Raw genomic sequence first — 22,217 nt, forward strand, 5'->3', positions numbered from 1 at the left:
TGTCTCTTTCCTCTAAAAACAAAATTATTTAAACTCTCTCCAATTATTATCTATTCAACCATGTAAGGCTGCTTTATTCTCGCAATAGCCCGAGCTAATCCATAAAAAACAACCAAAGCAAATACAATACATGCCCCTGCCGGTACATTTATATAATACGAAACAAACAATCCGGCCAAACCGCATATTATACCTATAACTGCAGAAAATATAACAATACTTTTATAACGACTACAAAATAAATCAGCAATCAATTGCGGCATTGTCAATAAAGATAACAACAACATAATCCCAACTAAACGAATAGACAATACGACACATATAGAAATAAAAAAAATCATTCCATACTCGAAAAAACGCACAGGCAACCGACGTGTATAAGCAAAATCCCGGTCAAACGCAATATATATTATTTGCCGGTAAAACAAAATAAAAAAGAGGAACAGGATACTCGTATACAAAGCAAAAATCAACAAATCTGTATGTGTAACTGTCAGAATATTTCCAAATAAAAATTCACTAAGTCCCGGGGTATAACCTGGAGTAAGAAATATAAATATAATCCCTACAGCCATTCCCAAAGCCCAAAAGACAGCTATAGCAGAATCTTCCCGAACAGAATTTTTCCTTGACATCCATTCTACTCCCAATGCTGACAATACAGCAAATATCAAAGCTATGGCAACAGGACTAAGACTTAAAAAAAAGCCCAAACCTAATCCACCAAAGGATGCATGTGTTATACCTCCTGTTATGAAAACCAAACGACGCGTAACGACATAGGTACCAATCACTGCTCCTGCTAAACTAATCAACAAAACAGCCCAAAGAGCATTTTGAAAAAATGAATACCGCAATATTTCCAACATATGTTTTCTTATGTTTTTAAGACCGGCGTCTCTCTCCGACAATCATTACTATTTCATCCTTTAGCTGATCAGGTAATTCTATTTCTCTTAATTGTAAACTTCTTACCCAACCTGCTACTTCTTCACTCCTCAGGGTATATAATACATCCGCAAATTCCTGGACTTCACCAGAAGAATAACTATTGGAAGAATAGCCCTTAAATCGATCCAGTTCCTCATCATCATAATATTCTATATCTTTACTCACCGCAGCCAATAAACTCTCTTTTTCACAAATCTCATGCGCTCCACAACATCCATCAAGCGACTGTATTGAGGCAGACTGTTCTTTTTTCTCTTCTATTTTCCAATTATAAGATTTCTGCAAAATAGCAGCCACAACCCCTAAGCAGATAATAGCCAACAATATCAATATGACAACGATCATATATCCTTAATTTTAAATCCGGCATTTTCAATATCTTTCCAATATGACGGATATGATTTATTTACAACTTTAGGATTACGAATAATGATACTGCCTCTTGTTATAGATACTGGAGCAAAAGCCATAGCCATACGATGATCATCATATGTTTCAATAATAGGCTCAGATTCAGCCTCACATCGTTCACCAGACCATTCCAATATAGAATCATTTATATCTGTAATCAGATAACCCAATTTCTTCAATTCATTTTTCAATGCTTCTATTCTATCGGTTTCCTTTATTTTCAAACTCTGTAGCCCTGAAAATCTGAAAGGAATTTCCTTAAGCGCACATGTAACAATTAATGTCTGAGCTAAATCCGGCTGGTCAGTCAAATCACAAACCATTTTGCGACACATATTCCCACTATATTTTATTTTCACTCCACTATCCGTATATTGAGTAGAAATTCCCAAAGAAAAAAAGTACTCTGCAATTTTAGAATCTCCTTGAACACTATTTTTACGCAGACCATCTAACTCAAATTCCGAACCGGGTAATAAAGCTGCAATTTCATACCAATACGATGCAGCCGACCAATCTGATTCTATTTTAAAAGGAATCGGTCGATACTCTCCAGGTTGTACGATAATAATATTTCCTTGCCATTGTGCTTCTACTCCATATGCCTTCATCAACTGCAATGTCATATGAATATAAGGCTTCGAAACAATATTTCCAATCAAGTGCAACTCCAAGCCCTTTCTCATGTACGGGGCAATCATCAATAAAGCAGAAATATACTGAGAACTCACATTTCCATTAAGGCTCAACTTTCCACCTTCCAATACACTACCATATATCTTTAGAGGTGGAAAACCTTCTTTTTCCAAATATTCGATTTTAGCACCTAAAGAACATAACGCATCGACTAACAATTTAATCGGTCGCTGTTTCATTCTTTCTGATCCTGTAAGAACCCACTCCCCCACAATCTTAGATAAAAACGCTGTCATAAAACGCATAGCTGTCCCCGCAGCATGTATATCAAAGCAAGTATCATTTGATTCTAATGCTCGTACCATAACACAAGTATCATCACAATCAGAAAGATTTTCAATAACATAGGGACTATAGCTCAAAGCATTCAAAATCAAAACCCGATTACTAATACTTTTTGAGGCTGGCAGATTAACTTCAGCACAACTTCTATCTGGAGGAAAAACCTGGATGCACATTTTTTATCTGTTTTGTATTCTGATACAAAAGTAACGAAAAATACAATATAAATAAGACCAGAAAATATAGCATTCTCTAAAGAATAAAAAAATAGATATCTTATTTGGTAGATAAACCAAATAACCGACAAGCATTATAGGTAGTTTGGTCACTTAATTCGGATAATGATATTCCCATAATATCTGCCAAACGACGGGCTGTATAAATTATATAAGCCGGCTCATTTCTTTTACCTCGAAAAGGTACTGGAGTTAAATATGGAGCATCTGTTTCTAACAAAAGGCGATGCAATCCTATTTTCTTAACAACATCTTCCAAATGTACATTTTTGAACGTTGCCACTCCGTTTATACCAAAATAAAAATCACCGAATTCCGATATCATTGAAACATCATCTGGCGTACCAGAAAAACTATGGAAAACGCCTTGCAAAGAAAGATGTCTCAAATCTTTCAACACTTGCAAAATTTCCGGCAAAGCTTCTCGACAATGTATAATTACCGGTAATTTTTTAGATGACGCCCACGTCATCTGTTGAATCAAGGCATCTATCTGCTCCGAAATAAAAGTCTTATCCCAATACAAATCTAACCCAATCTCTCCGATTGCACAATATTCACTTGTATCAAGCAACTTTGCAATATGATCAAGAACCTTTTTATAATTACTATCTACCGACGTCGGATGCAATCCCATAGCAGGGAAACAAAAGCCTGCATATCGATTTACAGCTTCATCCAACGGTCGAATAGTCGTCAAATCAACATTAGGTAAAACAACCTTTGTAATACCTGCTTCTCGAGCCCTTAAAACCACATCATCCCGATCATTGTCGAACTCTGTCAAATATATATGAGTATGTGTATCTATCATCTGTTTTCTTTCTCACTTTTACGATAATAATAGACGAGACCATATTCCTGACATTTTTCTAAACGTTCTGTCTCTGGTAGTAAAGAATAATATTTTTCTACCTGATTCCAAACCTCAAGAATAATTTTATCAGCCATATCTCGCATCTGAGATAACGCAAATAAAGCTTTCGCTGTATTTGCCATAGCGTTTTTCCGAATATTGAACGCCTCTCTAAATATATCATAATGAACAGAAACTTTTGCTATAGCCGGATTATAAATAGGAGTTCCCCCCTGTTGTATTCTCATCGTCTCTCCTGCAATAATTTTTGCACCCCATTCTAAAATAGCATTTTCATTCATTAAATCAGGTACAATAAAACGACTTTGAGATAGACCATACAATTCTACTGCACCCCTTTTTATCTCATTCCTCATAATACACATACCCAAAACCTGAATAAAATGAGAAATATACATACGGGCATTACGAAGTTTCACTTGGTACTTAGCATTATCTTTTACCTGTATATCTAAATACTGATGATAAAGAGTATATGCAGACTTAAAACGAGGTAAAAAAACTTTTGCTTCATTTACAATATGATAAGATAACACAGGTTCTGGAGCCAAAAACATATCGTCTTTGTTTACGACACATTCAAGAGAACGTATTCTCGCACTATCAGTATTCGGTAATCGACGATATGGCATCTTTTCAACACAATTAATATTCTCGATACATCAAGTCCGAAGCAAGTTGCAACAACGGATTCTTATAATTATCATCTTCTACTTCTATAGACCTAAGACATTCACATGCCTTACTATAATATTCCTGCATTTTATTTTCACAAAGCTCCTTAATTCCTAATCGATTATACAGAGCCGTTATACAAGATATCTTTTCTTTCGAATCAAAGTCCTCCCGATTCAGCCACCCCAAAAGCTCTTCTTTGTCCTCCCCATTAGCAAGTCGTAACGCATTAATCAACATATAAGTCTTTTTGTTATTCAGAATATCTCCTCCAATTTTTTTCCCAAAAACCACAGGATCTCCATAAACATCAAGATAATCATCTTTTAATTGGAATGCCAAACCTATATTGACTCCAAACTGATATAATTTTTCGGCAGACGTAGCGCCCGCTTCTGCTATAATCGCTCCAATTTTTAAAGCTCCACCTAATAATACTGCTGTTTTTAGCCGTATCATGTTCAGATATTCATCTTCCGAAACATCATCCCGCACCTCAAACTCCATATCATACTGCTGTCCCTCACAAATTTCCATTGCTGTATGAGAAAAAACATCAAGCACCTCCCGTAAATAAAAATCCGGAGCTTTCATAATCTGCATATATGCCAAAATCTGCATAGCATCCCCTGACAGAACTGCAGCATTTTCATTCCACACTTTATGTACAGTAGGCTTTCCTCTACGGACATCAGCATTGTCCATTACATCGTCATGAAGCAATGTAAAATTATGAAATATTTCTATTCCTAAAGCTGGGGCCAAAGCTTGGTGATAATCGACTCCAAACATTTCACAAGCCATTAGTGTAAGCAACGGTCTTATTCTTTTCCCTCCTAAAGAAAGTTCATAACGAATCGGTGCATACAACTCATCCGGAGACTCCGGATACGGAATCTGAGCCAAACCTTGGTTAATTGCTTCAATATATTGTTCTACTGTATTCATCTGTATTCATTTAACGGTTTCAAAAATACATTTTTTTTACGACTTTATAAAAAAGGTACCAACAAAGAAAATATAAATATACGTCCAAATCATGAAAAATAAGAAAAAACGAAAGATATTTTTCAGATTAATATACTGTATTCTCTTTTTTCTCGTTATTAAAGAGAACGTTTAATAAAAAAATGATTTTAACAATTCGTAAATTAAATGTATTTTTGAACCTCAGATAATTCATCATTAGTATAATGAACCGGCTTATATATTGCCTCATAAGTTTCTTTTGTATCAGCCTCAACTGTTTGGCCCAGGAAGGAAAATCATCATATGATTTTCTAAATATACCTATATCTTCTCATGCCAACGCTTTAGGTGGGAATAATATATCCATAATAGAAGAAGACGTTTCCATGGCTACTCAAAATCCAGCCTTATTAGGTCAAGAAATGGATATGCAATTGAATCTGAACTATATGCGATATGTAGCAGGAATTAATATTGCAGGGGCAACTTTCAGTAAAGCAACGGGAGAACGAGGAGCTTGGGGAGTAGGAATACAATATTTCGGCTACGGAGAAATGAAACAAACTGAAAACAACGGGGTAATCATCGGAACATTCAGCCCCAAAGACATTATTCTTAATGGTATGTTCTCTTATGATATCAATGATCGTCTTCGCGGGGGGATTAACGGAAAATTTGTTTATTCAAATTATGAACAATATTCGGCTCTTGCACTATGTGTCGACATGGGAATCAATTATTACAACCCTGAGACTGAACTGTCTCTATCGGCCGTAATCAAAAATGCCGGAGGACAGTTGAAACGATTTAACAATAAATTCGAAAAAATGCCTTGGGATATACAATTAGGTTTATCAAAGACCCTTGCGCACGCCCCATTCCGATTCTCTGCCACAGCACAATATTTAACACAATGGAAATTGCCATATACAACAATAAGTGACCAGATGAACGGAACTGATGGAGAATTAAAAGAAAAAAATAATTTTGCATCAAATCTATTTCGTCATTTAATATTTGCAGCAGACTACATACCCTCTCAAAACTTATACATTGCTTTAGGATATAACTATAAAACTCGTACCGACATGAAATCCTACAAACGTAATTTTTTATCGGGATTTAGCCTCGGAGCCGGATTTAGGGTAAAAATGTTCGCTGTAGGAGCGTCATACACGCAACATCATATAGGAGGCTCAACTTTTATGGTCAATTTGACAACAAACGTCTCAGAATTTCTCCGCTAACAAATTTTAAATAGCTTTTTAACCATTTGAAATCTGTTTTTATCTCTCGGTCATTTCAGTTATTTTGTTTAAGTTTGTTTTTCTATTTCTAATTTAGGACTCATGAAACAAAATAATAAAATAGTTATTGCAATAGATGGTTTTTCATCTTGCGGGAAAAGTACTATGGCTAAAGGTCTGGCAAAAAGAATTGGTTATATATATATCGACAGTGGAGCCATGTATCGAGCAGTCACCTTATACTGCATTAACCACAATTTGATAGATGGAAATCTGATAGATGAAAATAGCCTAAAAAAACAAATGCAAAACATCCATATCGAATTTAAAATAAATACACAATCAGGACGTCCCGAAACATGGCTCAATGGGAAAAATGTAGAGCAAGAAATAAGAAGTATGCAAGTCTCCAATCTTGTCAGTCCTGTAAGTGCTCTTAAATTCGTACGTACAGCCATGACTACTCAACAACAAGCATTAGGAAAAGCTAAAGGAATAGTTATGGATGGGCGCGATATTGGAACAACGGTCTTTCCTCATGCCGAATTAAAGATTTTCGTTACAGCATCAGCTGAAACTAGAGCTAAACGTCGGTTAGATGAATTAAAAGCCAAAGGAGAAAATATTTCTTATCAAGAAGTTCTTAAAAACGTTCAAGAACGTGATTATATAGACCAAAATAGGAGTGAAAGTCCTTTAAAAAAAGCTGATGATGCAATTTTGCTCGATAATTCCGACATGACATTAGAGGAACAGGACAAATGGTTATATGAGCAATATCAAAAAGCCCTTTTTAAATAAATTAAATTCTATGGTAAAAATAGAAATAGATAAAGGTTCTGGATTTTGTTTCGGTGTTGTAAATGCAATAAAAAAAGCAGAAGAAGAGCTTGAAAAAGGTGAAATTCTTTACTGTCTTGGAGATATTGTTCATAATAACAATGAAGTCGAACGCCTTAGAACCAAAGGATTAATCACTATCAACCATGAACAATTTGAGCAACTACATAACGTAAAAGTACTACTACGTGCACATGGAGAACCCCCTGAAACCTATGATATCGCGCGTAAAAACGGAATAGAAATCATCGATGCAACCTGTCCTGTTGTCTTACAGTTACAGAGTAAAATTAAAAAATCTTATGATGAAACGACTCCGGAGCAAACACAGATTATAATTTATGGAAAACCTGGACATGCTGAAGTAAATGGCCTAGTAGGACAAACACAAGGAAAGGCATTGATAATAGAAGGAGTAGAAGACTTGGATAAAATAAATTTTCAAAAAGAAATCCGCCTCTATTCCCAAACTACTAAATCTGTAGATGGATTTAAAAATATCGTATCTCAAATAACCCAAAAACAATCTTCAGATAAGCCATTCAAATATTATGATACTATATGCCGACAAGTTGCCAATCGTATACCTAATATTCGAGAATTTGCTCAAAAACATGATTTGATTCTATTCGTCTGCGGTAAAAAAAGTTCAAACGGAAGGGTGCTATTCGAGGAATGCTGTAAAGTAAATCCAAATTCAAAGCTCGTTTCAAATGTTTCCGAAATAAAAAATAAATGGCTACAGAATACATCAAGTATCGGTATATGCGGTGCTACATCTACACCCAAATGGCTTATGGAAGAAGTATTTGATTATTTGCAGTCGAAGCTATAAAAATAAATTTTTATCTTTTAAAAAAATACGTACAAAATACACTCATTATAATATAAATTCATATTTTTGCAACTGATAAATCAGGCTAATTAAAAAATTCTGAATTATGGCAAAAGCTAAATGTATAGGAATTCTGACCTCTGGCGGAGATGCCCCAGGCATGAATGCAGCAATTAGAGCGGTGACACGTGCCGCAATTTACAACGGCTTCGATGTAAAAGCTATTTACAGAGGATATAAAGGTTTACTTACCGATGAAATAGTTCCTTTCAGAACTCAAAATGTAAGTAACATCATACAACAAGGAGGAACAATCCTCAAAACAGCTCGGTGCAAGGAATTTGAAACACCTGAAGGACGTCAATTAGCCTATGATAATCTAGTGAAAGAAGGAATAGATTCTCTTGTTGTTATCGGAGGAGACGGAACTCTTACGGGTGCCCGCATTTTTGCAACGGAACATAATTTCCCTATTGTCGGATTACCAGGGACAATAGATAATGATCTGTTTGGTACTGACACGACAATCGGTTATGACACAGCTTTAAATACAATTATGGAAGCTGTCGATAAAATACGAGATACTGCCACTTCTCACGAACGTTTATTTTTTATCGAGGTCATGGGACGTGATGCAGGATTCTTGGCACTGAATGGAGCTATCGCTTCAGGAGCGGAAGCAGCAATTATTCCAGAAATAGCAACAGAAGTAGATCAGCTTGAAGAATTGATTAAAAACGGATTCCGTAAATCAAAAAACAGTAGTATTGTTCTCGTAGCAGAAAGCCCAAGTACAGGAGGAGCTATGCATCTGGCCGAACGAGTAAAAAACGAATATCCACAATATGATGTTCGTGTAACCATATTAGGACACCTTCAACGAGGAGGTTCTCCTACAGCCAACGACCGTATTTTAGCCAGCCGTATGGGAGCTGCTGCAATAGATGCCCTACTCGAAGATCAACGAAATGTAATGATTGGTGTTCGTAATGACCAGATAGAATATGTTCCTTTTAATAAAGCTATAAAAAACGACAAACCTATCAACAGAGAGCTATTGAATACATTACGCATTCTTTCTATCTAACTTTAAAATAATATGCGTATTTCTCATATTAAAAAAAACGTAACAAAATAAATTGTTACGTTTTTTTTAATACATAATTGAAGACTCCATTTTCAAACTTTTCATAAATAAATTTATAAGTTAAATAAAATATTTTGAGTATATATTTTATATATAAAATCTTCATTAACAGATTATTTACATCAATAAAGGATATTATTTTTCTATCTTTGTCCAATAATAAACTATCACATTTATCTTATTATTTAATTCTTAATTTATGAAAAAAATATTATTCTTTATTTCAATTGCAATTACGGTTACATTCAGCTCTTGTACTACCAGTTTAACTACAGCGAATAGTGTTCAGCCAGGAGTAAAAGTACAAACAGCAGCAGAAGCTGATTTAAGTGTCAAAGAAGAACGTGTATCAGCGACTTTAAAAGGTCGTTTAAACAAACGATATACTCTTGATGAACTAAAAGAGAATGCGATCGCTAAAGCATTAGAATCAGCAAATGCTGATATCTTAGTCGACCCACGTTTCACCATTACTCAGAAAAAAGGTCTTTTCGGAAAAAGGAATAAAGCAGTCACAGTATCAGGCTATCCTGCCAAATACATAAACATCCGGTCGGTAAAGCCCATCCAACCAATCGGTTCAATCAAACTTTTCGGTGAATAATAATCGCACACTAAAGTATTTCCTATAAAATTCAGATAAAAAGGCGTTTTCCTTTTTAAGGAAAACGCCTTTTTATCCATAATAGACCAATATCCAAATCTTAAAAACTTACACCAAAAAATTATCAATACAAAAGAAATTACATGTTCACTTTCTTACACCGTAATTTATTTGATACACATTAAATCGTCTAAAAAACAAAAAACGCTGAAATGTCGCATATACTCGATAGTTTTTCATAATGTAATCTGGAATAATCAACCTAAAACTGTTATTATAATTGAATTATTTTTTTTAAGTTTGCTGATTATGTAAAATGGACAGTTTATGAGCAACATATCTGAAGCGGAAAAAACAGATAATGAATTGATAGAACGAGAATTTCAGGCATTATTGACAGATTACCTGAATTCGAACCATCGTAAAAAAGTGGATATTATCGAACGAGCTTTCCGGTTTGCTAAAGAAGCACATCGGGGCATCCGCAGACGGTCAGGTGAACCCTATATATTACATCCAATCGCTGTAGCTCGTATTGTATGCCGGGAAATTGGCTTAGGGTCAACATCCATATGCTCCGCTCTTTTACATGACGTTGTAGAAGATACCGAATATACAGTAGAAGACATAGAAAACCTTTTTGGCCGAAAAATAGCAATGATCGTTGCCGGCCTAACCAAAATATCAGGAGGTATATTCGGAGACCAAGCATCAGCCCAAGCAGAAAATTTTAGAAAACTACTATTGACCATGTCTGAAGATATCCGTGTCATTCTCATAAAAATGGCTGATAGACTTCACAATATGCGGACATTAGGCTCCATGACTCCCAGTAAACAATATAAAATAGCAGGAGAAACATTATATATCTATGCCCCTTTAGCTCATAGGCTAGGACTCTTCGCAATCAAAACAGAACTGGAAGACCTTAGTTTCAAATATGAGCATCCAGAAGCTTATAAACAAATCACCCAAAAAATTGCAGACACTGAAGCCAAGCGCCAAGCTATCTACGAGGATTTTTCTGCTCCCATACTCAAAAAATTGCACGAGATGGGATTATCTTTTGAAATGAAAGCCCGGGTAAAATCCGTTTATTCCATCTGGAACAAAATGCAGACAAAAAACATCCCATTTGAGGAAGTTTATGATTTATATGCAGTTCGTATCATATTCGATTGTCCTAAAGAGGAAGATGAAAAAAAAGAATGTTGGAATATATATTCTGTAATTACTGATATCTATAAAGTCCATCCTGAACGCATACGAGATTGGGTAAGTCGTCCCAAAGCAAACGGATATCAAGCTTTACACGTTACAGTAATGGGCCCTGACGGTAACTGGATAGAAGTACAAATACGAAGTCGGCGAATGGACGAAATAGCCGAACGAGGTTTTGCCGCTCATTGGAAATATAAAGTCGGTAATTCCGATGAAGAATCAGAGTTAGACATCTGGCTTAAAACAATTAAAGAAATATTGGAAAATCCAGAGCCTAATGCATTAGACTTTTTAGATACGATAAAGCTCAACTTATTTGCCTCTGAAATATTCGTCTTTACTCCCAAAGGGGAACTAAAGACATTACCTAAAGATGCTACAGCCCTTGATTTCGCATTTACCTTACATTCTGATATGGGATATCATTGCATAGCTGCAAAAGTAAACCATCGGTTAGTTCCTATCAGCCAAAAACTACAGAGTGGAGACCAGGTAGAAATACTAACATCTAAATCCCAAAGCCCTAAACCTGAATGGATAAACTTTATCACAACAGCTAAAGCAAAGACTCGCTTAATGGCTGCCCTACGTAAAGACAGAAAGCAAGTAATAGTCAAAGGAGAAGAAATATATAATCGTTTCCTGAAAGAAAACAATTTTGAAGATAATATCAGAAACATAGACAAACTTCTCAATCACTATAAAATAGATAAAAAAGAAGAACTGTTTTACAGATTAGGCGCTGACGAAATTTCACTAAACGATAGTACTAAAAAGCTTTTCAAAGAAAAAGGGCAAAATGTCTTTATGAAATACCTGCGCATTCCATTTGTCGGAAACAGTAATAATAAACCTTCTGCACAACAACTTCAAGAAGTTACCAATAATGAACCGACAAATAAAATAGACAGAAAAGCAACTTATATACTTAAAGACGATGGAAGTACTAAAAATTATACTATTGCAACTTGTTGTAACCCAATACCAGGAGACGATGTTCTGGGATATGTCAACGAAAATGAAAATGTAATTGTTCACAAACGTTCTTGCCCAGTTGCTATGCGTCTGAAAAGTAGTTTCGGTTCTCGACTAGTCTCAACCCAATGGGATGATAATATTATTGACTCTTTTCCAGCAACAATCGAAATAACTGGAATAGACCAAGTTGGGGTACTAAACCAAATCACCCGCATTATCTCAAATGATTTAGCTGTAAATATTCGTAATCTCAACATAGAAACAAACGATGGACTGTTTAAAGGAACAATCAGTGTATTGGTACATAACATCAAAGATGTTGAAAGGATGTGTGATAATATAAAGAAAATAAAAGAGGTAAAATCTGCTACACGTATTATGAGCTGATTTACGTCTTATAATCTTTAATGAATATAAATAATATGGCATCAAAAAAATTAAAAGCGTTTTTTTCACGACAAACGATTTTTCAATCGTTATTTTTCATTGCCGCTGTATTGCTGACTCTATATTTCTTCCCCAGAGAAGGTAAATTCAGATATCACTTTCAAGAAGGTAAACCTTGGAGATACGGGCTTCTAACTGCATCCTTCGACTTTCCAATATATAAAAGCAGTATTCAAATTAAAACCGAACAAGATAGTGTATTAAAAGATTTCCAACCTTTCTATACATTCAATCCTAATATTGCCACCAAACAATCAGAAAGTTTACAAATTGCATATAAAACAAGTTTAAAAAGCAAACTCCCAACTTACTTATATAACTTATTACAAAAAGAAATACAAGAAGTCTATCAACAAGGAATTGTCTCTTCAAATGATTACGAACGATTACAAAAAGAAAAAATAACAGCCATACGTGTATTGGAAAATAACGTTTCAAAAACCTACCTGATGTCGTCTCTATTATCTCCACGCATGGCGTACGAAAAGATAATAGAAAATTTGCCCGATGAAGGTAGTCGCAGTCTCGTGCACGATTGTAATTTGAACAATTATCTCGTTGAAAACCTTTCTTTTGATGCTGGTACTACTCAAAAAGCAAAAGATGAACTTCTACAACGCATATCAATATCATCTGGTGTAGTACAAGCAGGAGAAAGAATCATAGATAGAGGTGAAATAGTGTCTCCTCATACTTACCAAATATTAAAATCGCTCGAAACAGTAACTCTAAAAAAAACAATCAATCTTGATCGTAGAGAAATCACCATATTAGGTGAAGCTATCGTGATAATTTGCTTATATGTTTTCTTCTACCTTTTCTTAGCATTATTCCGCCCCCAAATATTTAATGACGCACGCCGATTAGGCTTCTTACTTATAATGATAGTCGGTGTAACATTAACAGCTTATTTTACAAGTCAATTAAAAGTTTTAGGTATATACATTGTTCCATTTGCCATTCTGCCAATTATTGTCGTAACTTTTATAGATTCTCGTACAGCTCTTTATGCCCATTTAATAACAGTATTACTTTGTGCCTTTGTAGCTCCATTCGCAATGGAATTCATATTTTTGCAAATCATTATCGGAATGACAGCTATTGACACATTAAGTGACTTAGTAAAACGTTCACAATTAGTGCGCTGTGCCATTTTGGTATTTATAGCTTACTCTATCTCTTATTTAGGATATACTTTATTATCAGAAGGAGACTGGATTAAAATAAACTGGAATATGTTTGCTTACTTTGGTGGCAGTTGTATTCTTTTACTTTTTGCTTATTTACTTATTTATTTGTTAGAAAAGACATTTGGTTTTGTATCAAATGTCACATTAGTAGAACTATCAGATATCAATTCCCCTATTCTCAGGCAATTATCCGAAATATGCCCAGGAACGTTCCAACATTCGATGCAAGTATCTAATTTAGCAGCCGAAGCAGCAATAAAAATAGGGGCTAATGCACAATTAGTACGTACAGGAGCACTATACCATGACATCGGAAAACTCGGAAATCCAGCCTTTTTCACAGAAAACCAATCTGGTGTAAATCCTCATCAAGCAATTTCTTACGAACAAAGTGCTCAAATCATTATACAACATATCAAAGACGGCTTAAAAATGGCCGACAAACTAATGTTGCCTCAAGCCATTAAAGACTTTATCAGTACTCACCATGGGAAAAGTAAAACCAAATATTTCTATAATTCTTTTAAAAATGAATTTCCAGACTTTAAGATAAATGAAGAGTCTTTCACATACCCCGGTCCTAATCCCTTTACGAAAGAAACTGCAATTTTAATGATGGCCGATTCCGTAGAAGCTGCATCACGTAGCCTGAAAGAATATACAGAAGAATCTATAGCTAAATTAGTCAATAATATCATTGACGGGCAAATTGCAGACGGCTTGATGAAAGATGCCCCCATAAGTTTTCGAGATGTAGAAACCATAAAAAGCGTGTTCATCGAAAAATTAAAAACAATGTACCACACTCGAATCAGCTATCCTGAATTGAAAAAAAGCGAAGAAAAAAGTACATAGTAGGAAAATAGTTCGAAAAACTAAAAAGTAATATATTTAAAATGTTTCCTCAATATGACAAAAAAAACGCTTTTTTAAACATAAGAGCCTAAATCATAACTTTTTATCACTTTGATTTGAAAGATTATAATATAATAATGTGTGAAATATAATACTGAAATTTTCGTTTAGATTTCTTCTCCTGAAAAAATTACATTACCTTTGGAGCGAGATAAGGAATAAAAAGGAGCAAAATCTACTCCCAAAATCCTTATTTTCCCAGTTTAATAAAAGTTGTCAAAAGATATCAATTTAGATGAAGATAAAGCCGTGAGGCCCTAACCACACACACTTATAACACGAAAGAGGCTGTTTTGAAACAAACGAAACAGCCTCTTTTATCATATAATGAAACATCCGAGAAATAGCAACTTTATATTTTACTTTTCAATTTCCGATATTTTTTTCAAAATTAAAACCAGGTGATTCCAAAACTTCTCAACTGCTGGAATATGCATTCTTTCATCTGGAGAATGAACACCCCGCAATGTAGGTCCAAAAGAAATCATATCCAAATTAGGATATTTTTCAAGAAACAAACCACACTCTAAGCCTGCATGTATAGCTTTTACTTCCGGAGTTATCTGATACAATTCTTCATAAGCCTCCTTTGCTATTTTTAATATACAAGAATCGAGGTTTGGTTTCCACCCTGGATAACCATCCCCATGAGTCACTACGGCACCCGCAAGAGAAAAGACACTCTCCACCCGACAAGCAATCTCATCCTTCAATGACTCTACAGAGCTTCTTTGGCTGGTGGTTACTACAATCTTATCTTCAGGAGCCATTTTTACAGAAGCTAAATTTGTTGATGTCTCTACTAATCCTGGAATATCTCGGCTCATAGCAATAACTCCATGTGGACAAGCATTTAAAGAATTGATTAATGCAAATGTCGTCTGACGGTCGATGCAGCGACCTTGTTTGTCTTCAGACTCCATTACCAAAGTCATATCTGGCTCTATTCCTCCAAGTTCACTCTCAATAGTAGCAATAAAATGATTAAAATCGACACGAATCTTCTCTTTTTCACTATGCTGAACTCCAATTATAGCTGAAGCTTCACGAGGTATAGCATTGCGAAGATTTCCCCCATTTATACTACAAAGAACCATGTCATACTTTTTATAGGATTTACATAAGAAACGCGCCAAAATCTTATTGGCATTGCCTAGCCCCTTATGTATATCTCCTCCCGAATGTCCACCTTTCAGATTTCCGACCTCTATACGGAAAAAGAAATAATCTGATGGAGTCATAGTAGGTTTATAGGTAAATATTGCAGTTGTATCTATTCCTCCAGCACATCCAATATAAATCTCGGCTTCATCTTCAGAATCCAAATTCAACAAATAATCTCCCGATAAAAACCCGGGTTTCATACCATAAGCTCCTGTCAATCCAGTTTCCTCATCAACAGTAAATAATGCCTCTATTTTCCCATGTTGCAAATCATCAGATGCCAATACTGCCAACGTAGCAGCCATCCCTATACCATTATCAGCACCTAATGTAGTACCTTTGGCTCGCACCCATTCACCATCTATATACGTTTCGATAGGATCATTCTCAAAATCATGTTGAGTAGCATTATTTTTTTCACAAACCATATCCATATGAGATTGTAAAATCACTACCGGAGCTTTTTCATATCCTAAAGTAGCAGGTTTTGTAATTAAAACATTGCCTGTTTTATCTTCCTTCTCTTCTAATCCATGTTCCTGTGCAAAGGCCTTCAGATATGCACGAATTTTGCCTTCCTTCTTCGAAGGACGTGGGACCTTGGTTATTTCATCAAAATAGTGCCAAATTAGTTCCGGTTTTAAATCTTTTACTTCCATTGCTTTATTCAAAATTATCGAGTTAAAAACACATCAAAATAGATCACATCCTGATAAATTAGTGTTAAATTCACCTTCATTTATGATATAATGGTCAAAAATAAAGCTATAAACCAATTAAATCAGAGTTTATTTTTATATTTGCAGTACAAATATAGTCAAAATGTGGAATACGATACTTTTAACCATTGGGATTGTTGCAATAGCTTTCATTCTTTTAGGAATAAAAGTTATATTTGTTAAAAACGGACATTTCCCCAATAGTCATATTGGATCAAACAAAGAAATGAAGAAAAGAGGTATTTCTTGTGCTATGACCACTGATTTGAAAGATCGCAATCGAAAAAGATTGTCTGATTTGATAAATGAAAATTAAATTTTATTAGCCAGATAAAACAAGAAAATTATGAAGACTGCTACCAGATTTATGCATTCGGCCATGGCTCTTGCTATTGCAATGTTGTTCATTCAGTGTAAAAATAATACCGGACAAACTGCCCAAACTACTGAATCTCCAGCAAAGAGCAATGTAACATCCTCCAATAGACTTCCGATTGCATATGTAAATCTAGATTCTTTATTGGTGAAATATGATTACGCCAAAGAGTTAAATGAAAAACTAATTCGCCGTCAAGAAAATGCCCGTGCCAGCTTTAACGAAAAAGCTCGCGAATTAGATAAAGAAGGTGCTGAATTTCAACGTAAATATCAAAACAATGCCTTCTTGTCACAAGAACGTCTAGAACAAGAGCAACAACGTCTATTAAAGAAACAACAAGACCTACAAACTTTGGGACAACGCCTTGAGTCAGAAAATATGCAAGAACAGGTAAAAATGCAAATGCAAATGGCCGACTCAATCAACAATTTCATCAAAGAATATAATAAAAACAAAAAATACGAAGTCATTTTAAACAATACCAGTACTTTATATATCGATCCTTCATATGATATCACAAACGAAGTAGTCGATATGCTCAACAAACGCTATCATGCAAAAAAGTAAAATTTCCTTTATACACTAAAAACATAAAATAAAGAGTTCAAGCATATGGTTTGGGCTCTTTATTTTATATACCCTCTCAAATACTCTTTCCACCAAATTTTTATTCTAAAAAATCAATCATGAAGATTTTCCCAGTCAGAAAGCTAAGGCCTCTCCTCTCATAAGCCTAAAATGAATAATAAGGACAATATTTCTTCTACCCCCCAATATCATTCTAATATAAGCCTTATCACCAAAATCGTGTTCAAATTCTTCATAAAAAAGGGCATACTATATAGTACACCCTTTGCAAAATAAAATATTTTATACTTTTCTCAATATCCCGGAACAGGATTATATACAGTCTTGTTTTTCAGCTTCGGGTCTCCTCCCAGCGGAAAGTTGATTCCAAAATTTAAATTTAACTTCGGTCTGTTTACCGGCACATACTGTGGTGTAAATTTAGAAACAACATAATCTGTTCCAACAAAAAAGTTAATACCTCTCGGGCATAAATTAATTAATGCACCCCAAGAACTTCCAGTATTTGAAACAGAGCCATTAATCGCAGCCATAAACCACTTTGCTGGACGAAAATTTGCCGTAGCCATTAACTCTGTTCGTGTTTTTATTGAAGAAAAACGAGTTGAAGACAATAACCCAAAAGATATCTTATTATTTAAAATTCCATATTCAGCACCTATATTCAAGGTTGTACGTAACATCGTACTACGAGAAGACGGCGCCTTATCTTCTTTAAATTTTGCCAAAGCTTCCAAATCATCTCCAATTTTATCGGTTTCGTCGTCAAAAGCATTATTGCCATTCTCATCATCTTCTGCCCCAAGATGCTTAAAACCATCAAAATCAAAAGCTCCCTCAGGAGTCACACCCCGAAGATTTTCGTTCCATTTAATAAAACCCAAATCAGTCAAGGCCATCGATAATGTCAAATTATCCATTAACTTATACGTTGCCCCCAAATCCACCGCGCCACCAAAACCTGCAATACCTGGAGTATCGTACTCAAACCCTGAAATATCTCCATTCTCATCCTTCTCCAAAGTTACACCCGCTACTGACAGATTCGCATAACCATAACTTCTTATTTTCCAAATATCATCACTCATTGTTATTTGCATCCTATCGATTCGTGCATCTATATTACCTGCTCCAACCAAAACTTTCAGACGAGCTCCAATAGTCAAGCGCTCATTTAAACGATGAGCATGTCCCAAAGCTAACTCCACATAATTGTTACTTTGAGCTGCAATATTACCAAAATCATATTCAGCCGGACCTCCGTCTCCTTGCCCTGTTTTCAAGAAAGTAAATAAATCTTTTGGCAAATAAATACTAGTCTGCGACTTCAATGAAATATCAAATGTATTAAATCCGTTAAAAGCAAAAAAGCCAAACGAAAGGAGAGTCATATCAATATCCAAATCCAGATTATTTTTATTCTTCAGCCCACCCAAAAACTCATCAGCTGGTATACTCGGATGTAAACCCGTCACTAACTCATTTCCTCGTGGATACAAAAATTTAGATAATGCCATATTTGAATTCACACCTATAGCGACATTTCCCAAAACTGGGAAGCTGAAATATCCATAATCATTTATCAATGCCGGATTAAGACGATAACGGTAAGGCATCCGTTCAAGAAAATATGATGAACGTAATGTTTGAGCCATTCCACTAAAGGATATCAGACATAATATAAATGCAATGATCTTTTTCTTCATTATTATATCGTTATTATTTTTATTCAACATTATGATTTAAAACTCATTCATATCAGCTTGGATGCCTTTTACTTTTAATCCAACTTTGGCCTTAATAGACTGGCTGGTCTTCAATGGAACTCCACCTTCTGTGCCTTTGTTCTGGTCTCCTAAACCACCTTCTATCTTTAATTCCAATCCATCGAGCCGTTTCAATGCATTCGAACCATTTACTTCAATAATCTTTATCTGAACAGTTGTTTCTGTGGGTTCAGTTTTTTGACTATCAAAATCATATGATCCAGCAGCAATATTACCTTCTGTATTATCATCAAATAAAACTTTCAAGTCACTACTACTAATAGGTTCCTCTGCATCTGGTCCTAAAGGTATTACCTTCAATTTAAGATTCAGAGGTACGCCATTTGTCACTTTTACATTCAAAATAATTTCCGAAACAGTAACTTTGTCGAATATATCATCCAAATCGTCCTGAATATTGTCTATAGTATCACAATACACAATATTGATATTATCACCCAAGGCAAAAGGTACTCCTACCTCACACTTAATATCCATATCATTATTCGGGCGATCTAAATTGACCATATGCCAGCTGCCAGCAACTGGAGCATCAGCTTTAGGATAAGCATCGATAATAATACTATCCGGGACCTGTTCTATAACTTCGGATAATCTGTCAAATTGAATCTTTGTGTACCCCTCTGGAGCCGGTATATTTTCAGGATATTCTTTTCCAACAATCATCAAACGCGTGGTATCTGCATTTGATATATCTTCCACATGTTGATAAGCATTAATAGAGACAGGCACTGAAGGAGCATCCATAAGCAATAACCTGCCATTTTTATATGGCTTGAACACTAAATCAACATCTACCGGAACACCTAATGGATTAGATGCTTTAAGTTTAAAATTAGCTTTTGGCAAATACAGTTTAGAGCCCTCTTTCAGATAATCACTCAAATCTCCCAAGTCAATCTTCGTATGAGGATTTTCATCTGTAACATTTTCCTTGACCCGACATGCTACAATACCTACTTCCATAGGAGCAACAGAGACTTTAGTGTCTACATTTATATCTCCCTGCAAATCGGTTAAACTAATGGAACCCTCTCCTAAGACAACATTTCCTGAAACCTTAATTACCTCGGACAAAGACAATTTTCCTTCTATTAACTTATAACTTTCAGCTTGAGTCAAATCAAGTTTTGTAATATTCAATTTCATTCCTGCATTTGTCCACGAGCGCGTAACACTATTTTTTGTAAATATGGCTCCTTTTCCATCCAAAACCAATCTTCTATACAAAACATTTCCACCTTGATCTTTGTGAACTTCAATTTTCTGATCGCTCTCCAATTCAATAAAAGCAGGGAAATCTATATTCAAATTTTGAAATCTCATTTCACCAGCTCCTTCTGGAATAGGATTTACATCCATAGCTAAACTTATTTTTGACGGAGATTTCAATTGTACCCATCCTAAATCTTCAATTTTATCAGGTATCGATACATCTTTTATGTCTATATCTGCACTATGTTCTTCCAAATTTGATGTGAATGCAGAAGTTTCTACATCAGCATCTACCACATCGAGCATTGCACTCGTAACTTTGACCGGCACTTTTACATTATTATTAAACTCTTGCAAGCCTGAGAAAGTCGTATTTCCAGAAACTGTCAGTTTCATAGAACCAACAATAAAATCCGGTTCAAAATGAATCGATTTAGAGTTGTTGGTTCCTGAGAGCTCCTCTCCAGATAAATCTATAGACTGCAATGTCACAGTCTTTGTAAAACCATTTTTAATTTCTGACGGAGTAATTACCAGCTTTCCATTATCCCATGTATTATTATCCGGAGCGAAAGTCAACTTAGAAGAAAAATCAATTAAAGCATTATTCCCTCTTAATGCAAGTTCGCCCAGATTTAAAGGCGAAGAAGTTACCGTTATCTTCGAGCTTTCATCAAAATAAACCTTATTAATTTTTGTCACTTCCTCATTGATGCCTGTAATATCAACTTCATTACTGATAACAGTCTGAGGTACATCAACATTGACCCCACTCAAAGACATATGCATATCTGAAACTTGAGGAGAACAAGATAACACTAACGGCATAGAAATATTACAATCACCAGCATCAGTACCCGTAGTAACGCCACTAATACTAAATTTTAAATCTCCACTATAAGTGATTTCTTCTGTAAATCCAGAAATAGAGCCATTCTGATTTTGAATTGTTTTCTCATACCTCTCCAACGTAAATGTTATTATATTTCTATCACAAGGTAACTGCTCTCCAACCAAACTCAATACATTATCACCCACAATTTTACCTTTGCTGGGATTTGACAAAACAAATCCTTCCGGGAAATTAATCTGAAAATCGGTCAGTGTTATTGTTCCAGAAGATAATCTCAATTTATTTTTGATATCAGATAAATCCCACTCAAGCTTCGCCTGACTACCTAAAACCACAGAAGATATAGACGTAATCTCTGTAGGGCAAAAAATGTTAGATATCTCAAAATCAACATTATCTGGTCGCCTCAATGTAATTTTCACTTCGGGAATAACTCCTTCGGGAAACGAACCAAGAGTTAATGTTGTAGACAAGTCAGAACGTCCCATTATTGGAGTAATATTCATTTCCGGCCTACTGATAGGTTCCTTTGACATCGTAATATCCGGCTCATTCTCTGGGAAAGATATCGGATCTATTGTCAATGTTTTAAATGTTATTTTAAAATCTGTAGATGCATCAATTTCATCAATAGTAACATCGTCAAAACGCTCTATCTTAGCTATTATATCTTCCTTTTTATGAAGCCCATAAGCACCATCAGTCGTATCTAAATCGGCAATATCGTCCGGACCTAAAAGATCACGCAAGGCTTTTTCTTCAGTTTCACCTAATGGAATACCCAACTCGCCTCCGATACCGATCACCATCGAAATATCCTTATTCAAATCATACTTGTTATCAATACAGGAATTTCCTAAAAGTACAAGAGATGTACATAATAAAGTTTGGCTAATAAAAACCCATGGAAAATGTCTCTTATTCACTGGTTCAACGTATTAAAAGATTTTCAAATGAAATAAAGTTGTTAAGCACAATATATCTGCAAAAA

18 protein-coding genes are annotated in these 22,217 nt (G+C 35.1%); 9 read left to right on the top strand and 9 right to left on the bottom strand.

Annotated elements, in window-relative coordinates; translation table 11 throughout:
• Positions 1-50: 50 nt before the first annotated feature.
• The 6 genes from Cop2CBH44_RS08955 to Cop2CBH44_RS08980 all read right to left on the bottom strand — a co-directional run bounded on the left by Cop2CBH44_RS08955 (position 51) and on the right by Cop2CBH44_RS08980 (position 5,076).
• On the bottom strand, positions 51-866 hold the full coding sequence (locus Cop2CBH44_RS08955) for a metal ABC transporter permease (protein ID WP_200755945.1): 816 nt from the start codon (positions 864-866) through the stop codon (positions 51-53).
• Between the two features lie 19 nt (positions 867-885).
• Entirely contained in the window at positions 886-1,296 is a 411-nt protein-coding gene (locus Cop2CBH44_RS08960) for a hypothetical protein (protein WP_021930558.1), read from the bottom strand.
• The gene (locus tag Cop2CBH44_RS08965) at positions 1,293-2,516 is read right to left on the bottom strand and encodes a 3-phosphoshikimate 1-carboxyvinyltransferase (RefSeq protein ID WP_200754672.1); all 1,224 of its coding nucleotides are present in this window, start codon (positions 2,514-2,516) and stop codon (positions 1,293-1,295) included. The genes Cop2CBH44_RS08960 and Cop2CBH44_RS08965 overlap by 4 nt, the downstream gene beginning before the upstream one ends.
• A 100-nt stretch (positions 2,517-2,616) precedes the next feature.
• Complete coding sequence (locus Cop2CBH44_RS08970; RefSeq protein WP_021930556.1) at positions 2,617-3,390, bottom strand: TatD family hydrolase; 774 nt, start codon at positions 3,388-3,390, stop codon at positions 2,617-2,619.
• Positions 3,387-4,085, bottom strand: a complete 699-nt coding sequence (locus Cop2CBH44_RS08975) for a hypothetical protein (protein ID WP_021930555.1) — start codon at positions 4,083-4,085, stop codon at positions 3,387-3,389. Before Cop2CBH44_RS08975 ends, Cop2CBH44_RS08970 begins: the two co-directional genes overlap by 4 nt.
• 13 nt (positions 4,086-4,098) lie before the next feature.
• Complete coding sequence (locus Cop2CBH44_RS08980) at positions 4,099-5,076, bottom strand: polyprenyl synthetase family protein (protein ID WP_021930554.1); 978 nt, start codon at positions 5,074-5,076, stop codon at positions 4,099-4,101.
• A gap of 245 nt (positions 5,077-5,321) precedes the next feature.
• Between Cop2CBH44_RS08980 and porQ the strand changes: the two genes are divergently transcribed.
• The 7 genes from porQ (at position 5,322) to Cop2CBH44_RS09015 (ending at position 14,461) form a co-directional block, all read left to right on the top strand.
• On the top strand, positions 5,322-6,344 hold the full coding sequence (gene porQ, locus Cop2CBH44_RS08985; RefSeq protein ID WP_021930553.1) for a type IX secretion system protein PorQ: 1,023 nt from the start codon (positions 5,322-5,324) through the stop codon (positions 6,342-6,344).
• Between the two features lie 102 nt (positions 6,345-6,446).
• A complete protein-coding gene (gene cmk, locus Cop2CBH44_RS08990) occupies positions 6,447-7,145 on the top strand; it encodes a (d)CMP kinase (RefSeq protein ID WP_021930552.1) in 699 nt (232 codons plus the stop codon).
• Between the two features lie 10 nt (positions 7,146-7,155).
• A complete protein-coding gene (locus Cop2CBH44_RS08995) occupies positions 7,156-8,019 on the top strand; it encodes a 4-hydroxy-3-methylbut-2-enyl diphosphate reductase (RefSeq protein WP_021930551.1) in 864 nt (287 codons plus the stop codon).
• Between the two features lie 106 nt (positions 8,020-8,125).
• On the top strand, positions 8,126-9,106 hold the full coding sequence (gene pfkA / locus Cop2CBH44_RS09000; RefSeq protein ID WP_044225938.1) for a 6-phosphofructokinase: 981 nt from the start codon (positions 8,126-8,128) through the stop codon (positions 9,104-9,106).
• A gap of 259 nt (positions 9,107-9,365) precedes the next feature.
• On the top strand, positions 9,366-9,770 hold the full coding sequence (locus Cop2CBH44_RS09005; RefSeq protein WP_021930548.1) for a hypothetical protein: 405 nt from the start codon (positions 9,366-9,368) through the stop codon (positions 9,768-9,770).
• Between the two features lie 327 nt (positions 9,771-10,097).
• On the top strand, positions 10,098-12,356 hold the full coding sequence (locus tag Cop2CBH44_RS09010) for a RelA/SpoT family protein (protein WP_021930547.1): 2,259 nt from the start codon (positions 10,098-10,100) through the stop codon (positions 12,354-12,356).
• 35 nt (positions 12,357-12,391) lie between these two features.
• Positions 12,392-14,461 carry an HD family phosphohydrolase gene (locus Cop2CBH44_RS09015; RefSeq protein ID WP_021930546.1) on the top strand — a complete coding sequence of 690 codons (2,070 nt, stop codon included), beginning with the start codon at positions 12,392-12,394 and terminating at the stop codon, positions 14,459-14,461.
• A gap of 419 nt (positions 14,462-14,880) precedes the next feature.
• Here the strand turns inward: Cop2CBH44_RS09015 and Cop2CBH44_RS09020 are convergent, their stop codons facing one another.
• Complete coding sequence (locus tag Cop2CBH44_RS09020) at positions 14,881-16,344, bottom strand: aminoacyl-histidine dipeptidase (protein WP_021930545.1); 1,464 nt, start codon at positions 16,342-16,344, stop codon at positions 14,881-14,883.
• 163 nt (positions 16,345-16,507) lie between these two features.
• On the opposite strand from Cop2CBH44_RS09020, the gene Cop2CBH44_RS09025 reads away from it, so the two are divergent.
• Both Cop2CBH44_RS09025 and Cop2CBH44_RS09030 read left to right on the top strand, forming a co-directional pair.
• Entirely contained in the window at positions 16,508-16,720 is a 213-nt protein-coding gene (locus tag Cop2CBH44_RS09025; RefSeq protein ID WP_021930544.1) for a hypothetical protein, read from the top strand.
• Between the two features lie 30 nt (positions 16,721-16,750).
• Positions 16,751-17,350, top strand: coding sequence for an OmpH/Skp family outer membrane protein (locus tag Cop2CBH44_RS09030; protein WP_021930543.1), 600 nt, complete (start codon positions 16,751-16,753; stop codon positions 17,348-17,350).
• Between the two features lie 314 nt (positions 17,351-17,664).
• Here Cop2CBH44_RS09030 and Cop2CBH44_RS09035 read toward each other — a convergent pair whose 3' ends face one another.
• Together Cop2CBH44_RS09035 and Cop2CBH44_RS09040 are read right to left on the bottom strand one after the other, a co-directional pair.
• Positions 17,665-19,077 (bottom strand): DUF5723 family protein, encoded by a 1,413-nt coding sequence (locus tag Cop2CBH44_RS09035; RefSeq protein ID WP_044226470.1) that lies wholly within the window; start codon positions 19,075-19,077, stop codon positions 17,665-17,667.
• 36 nt (positions 19,078-19,113) lie between these two features.
• Entirely contained in the window at positions 19,114-22,152 is a 3,039-nt protein-coding gene (locus Cop2CBH44_RS09040) for a hypothetical protein (protein ID WP_021930541.1), read from the bottom strand.
• Positions 22,153-22,217: the final 65 nt, after the last annotated feature.

The sequence above is a fragment of the Coprobacter secundus subsp. similis genome (assembly GCF_015097275.1).
Classification (GTDB): Bacteria; Bacteroidota; Bacteroidia; order Bacteroidales; family Coprobacteraceae; genus Coprobacter; species Coprobacter secundus.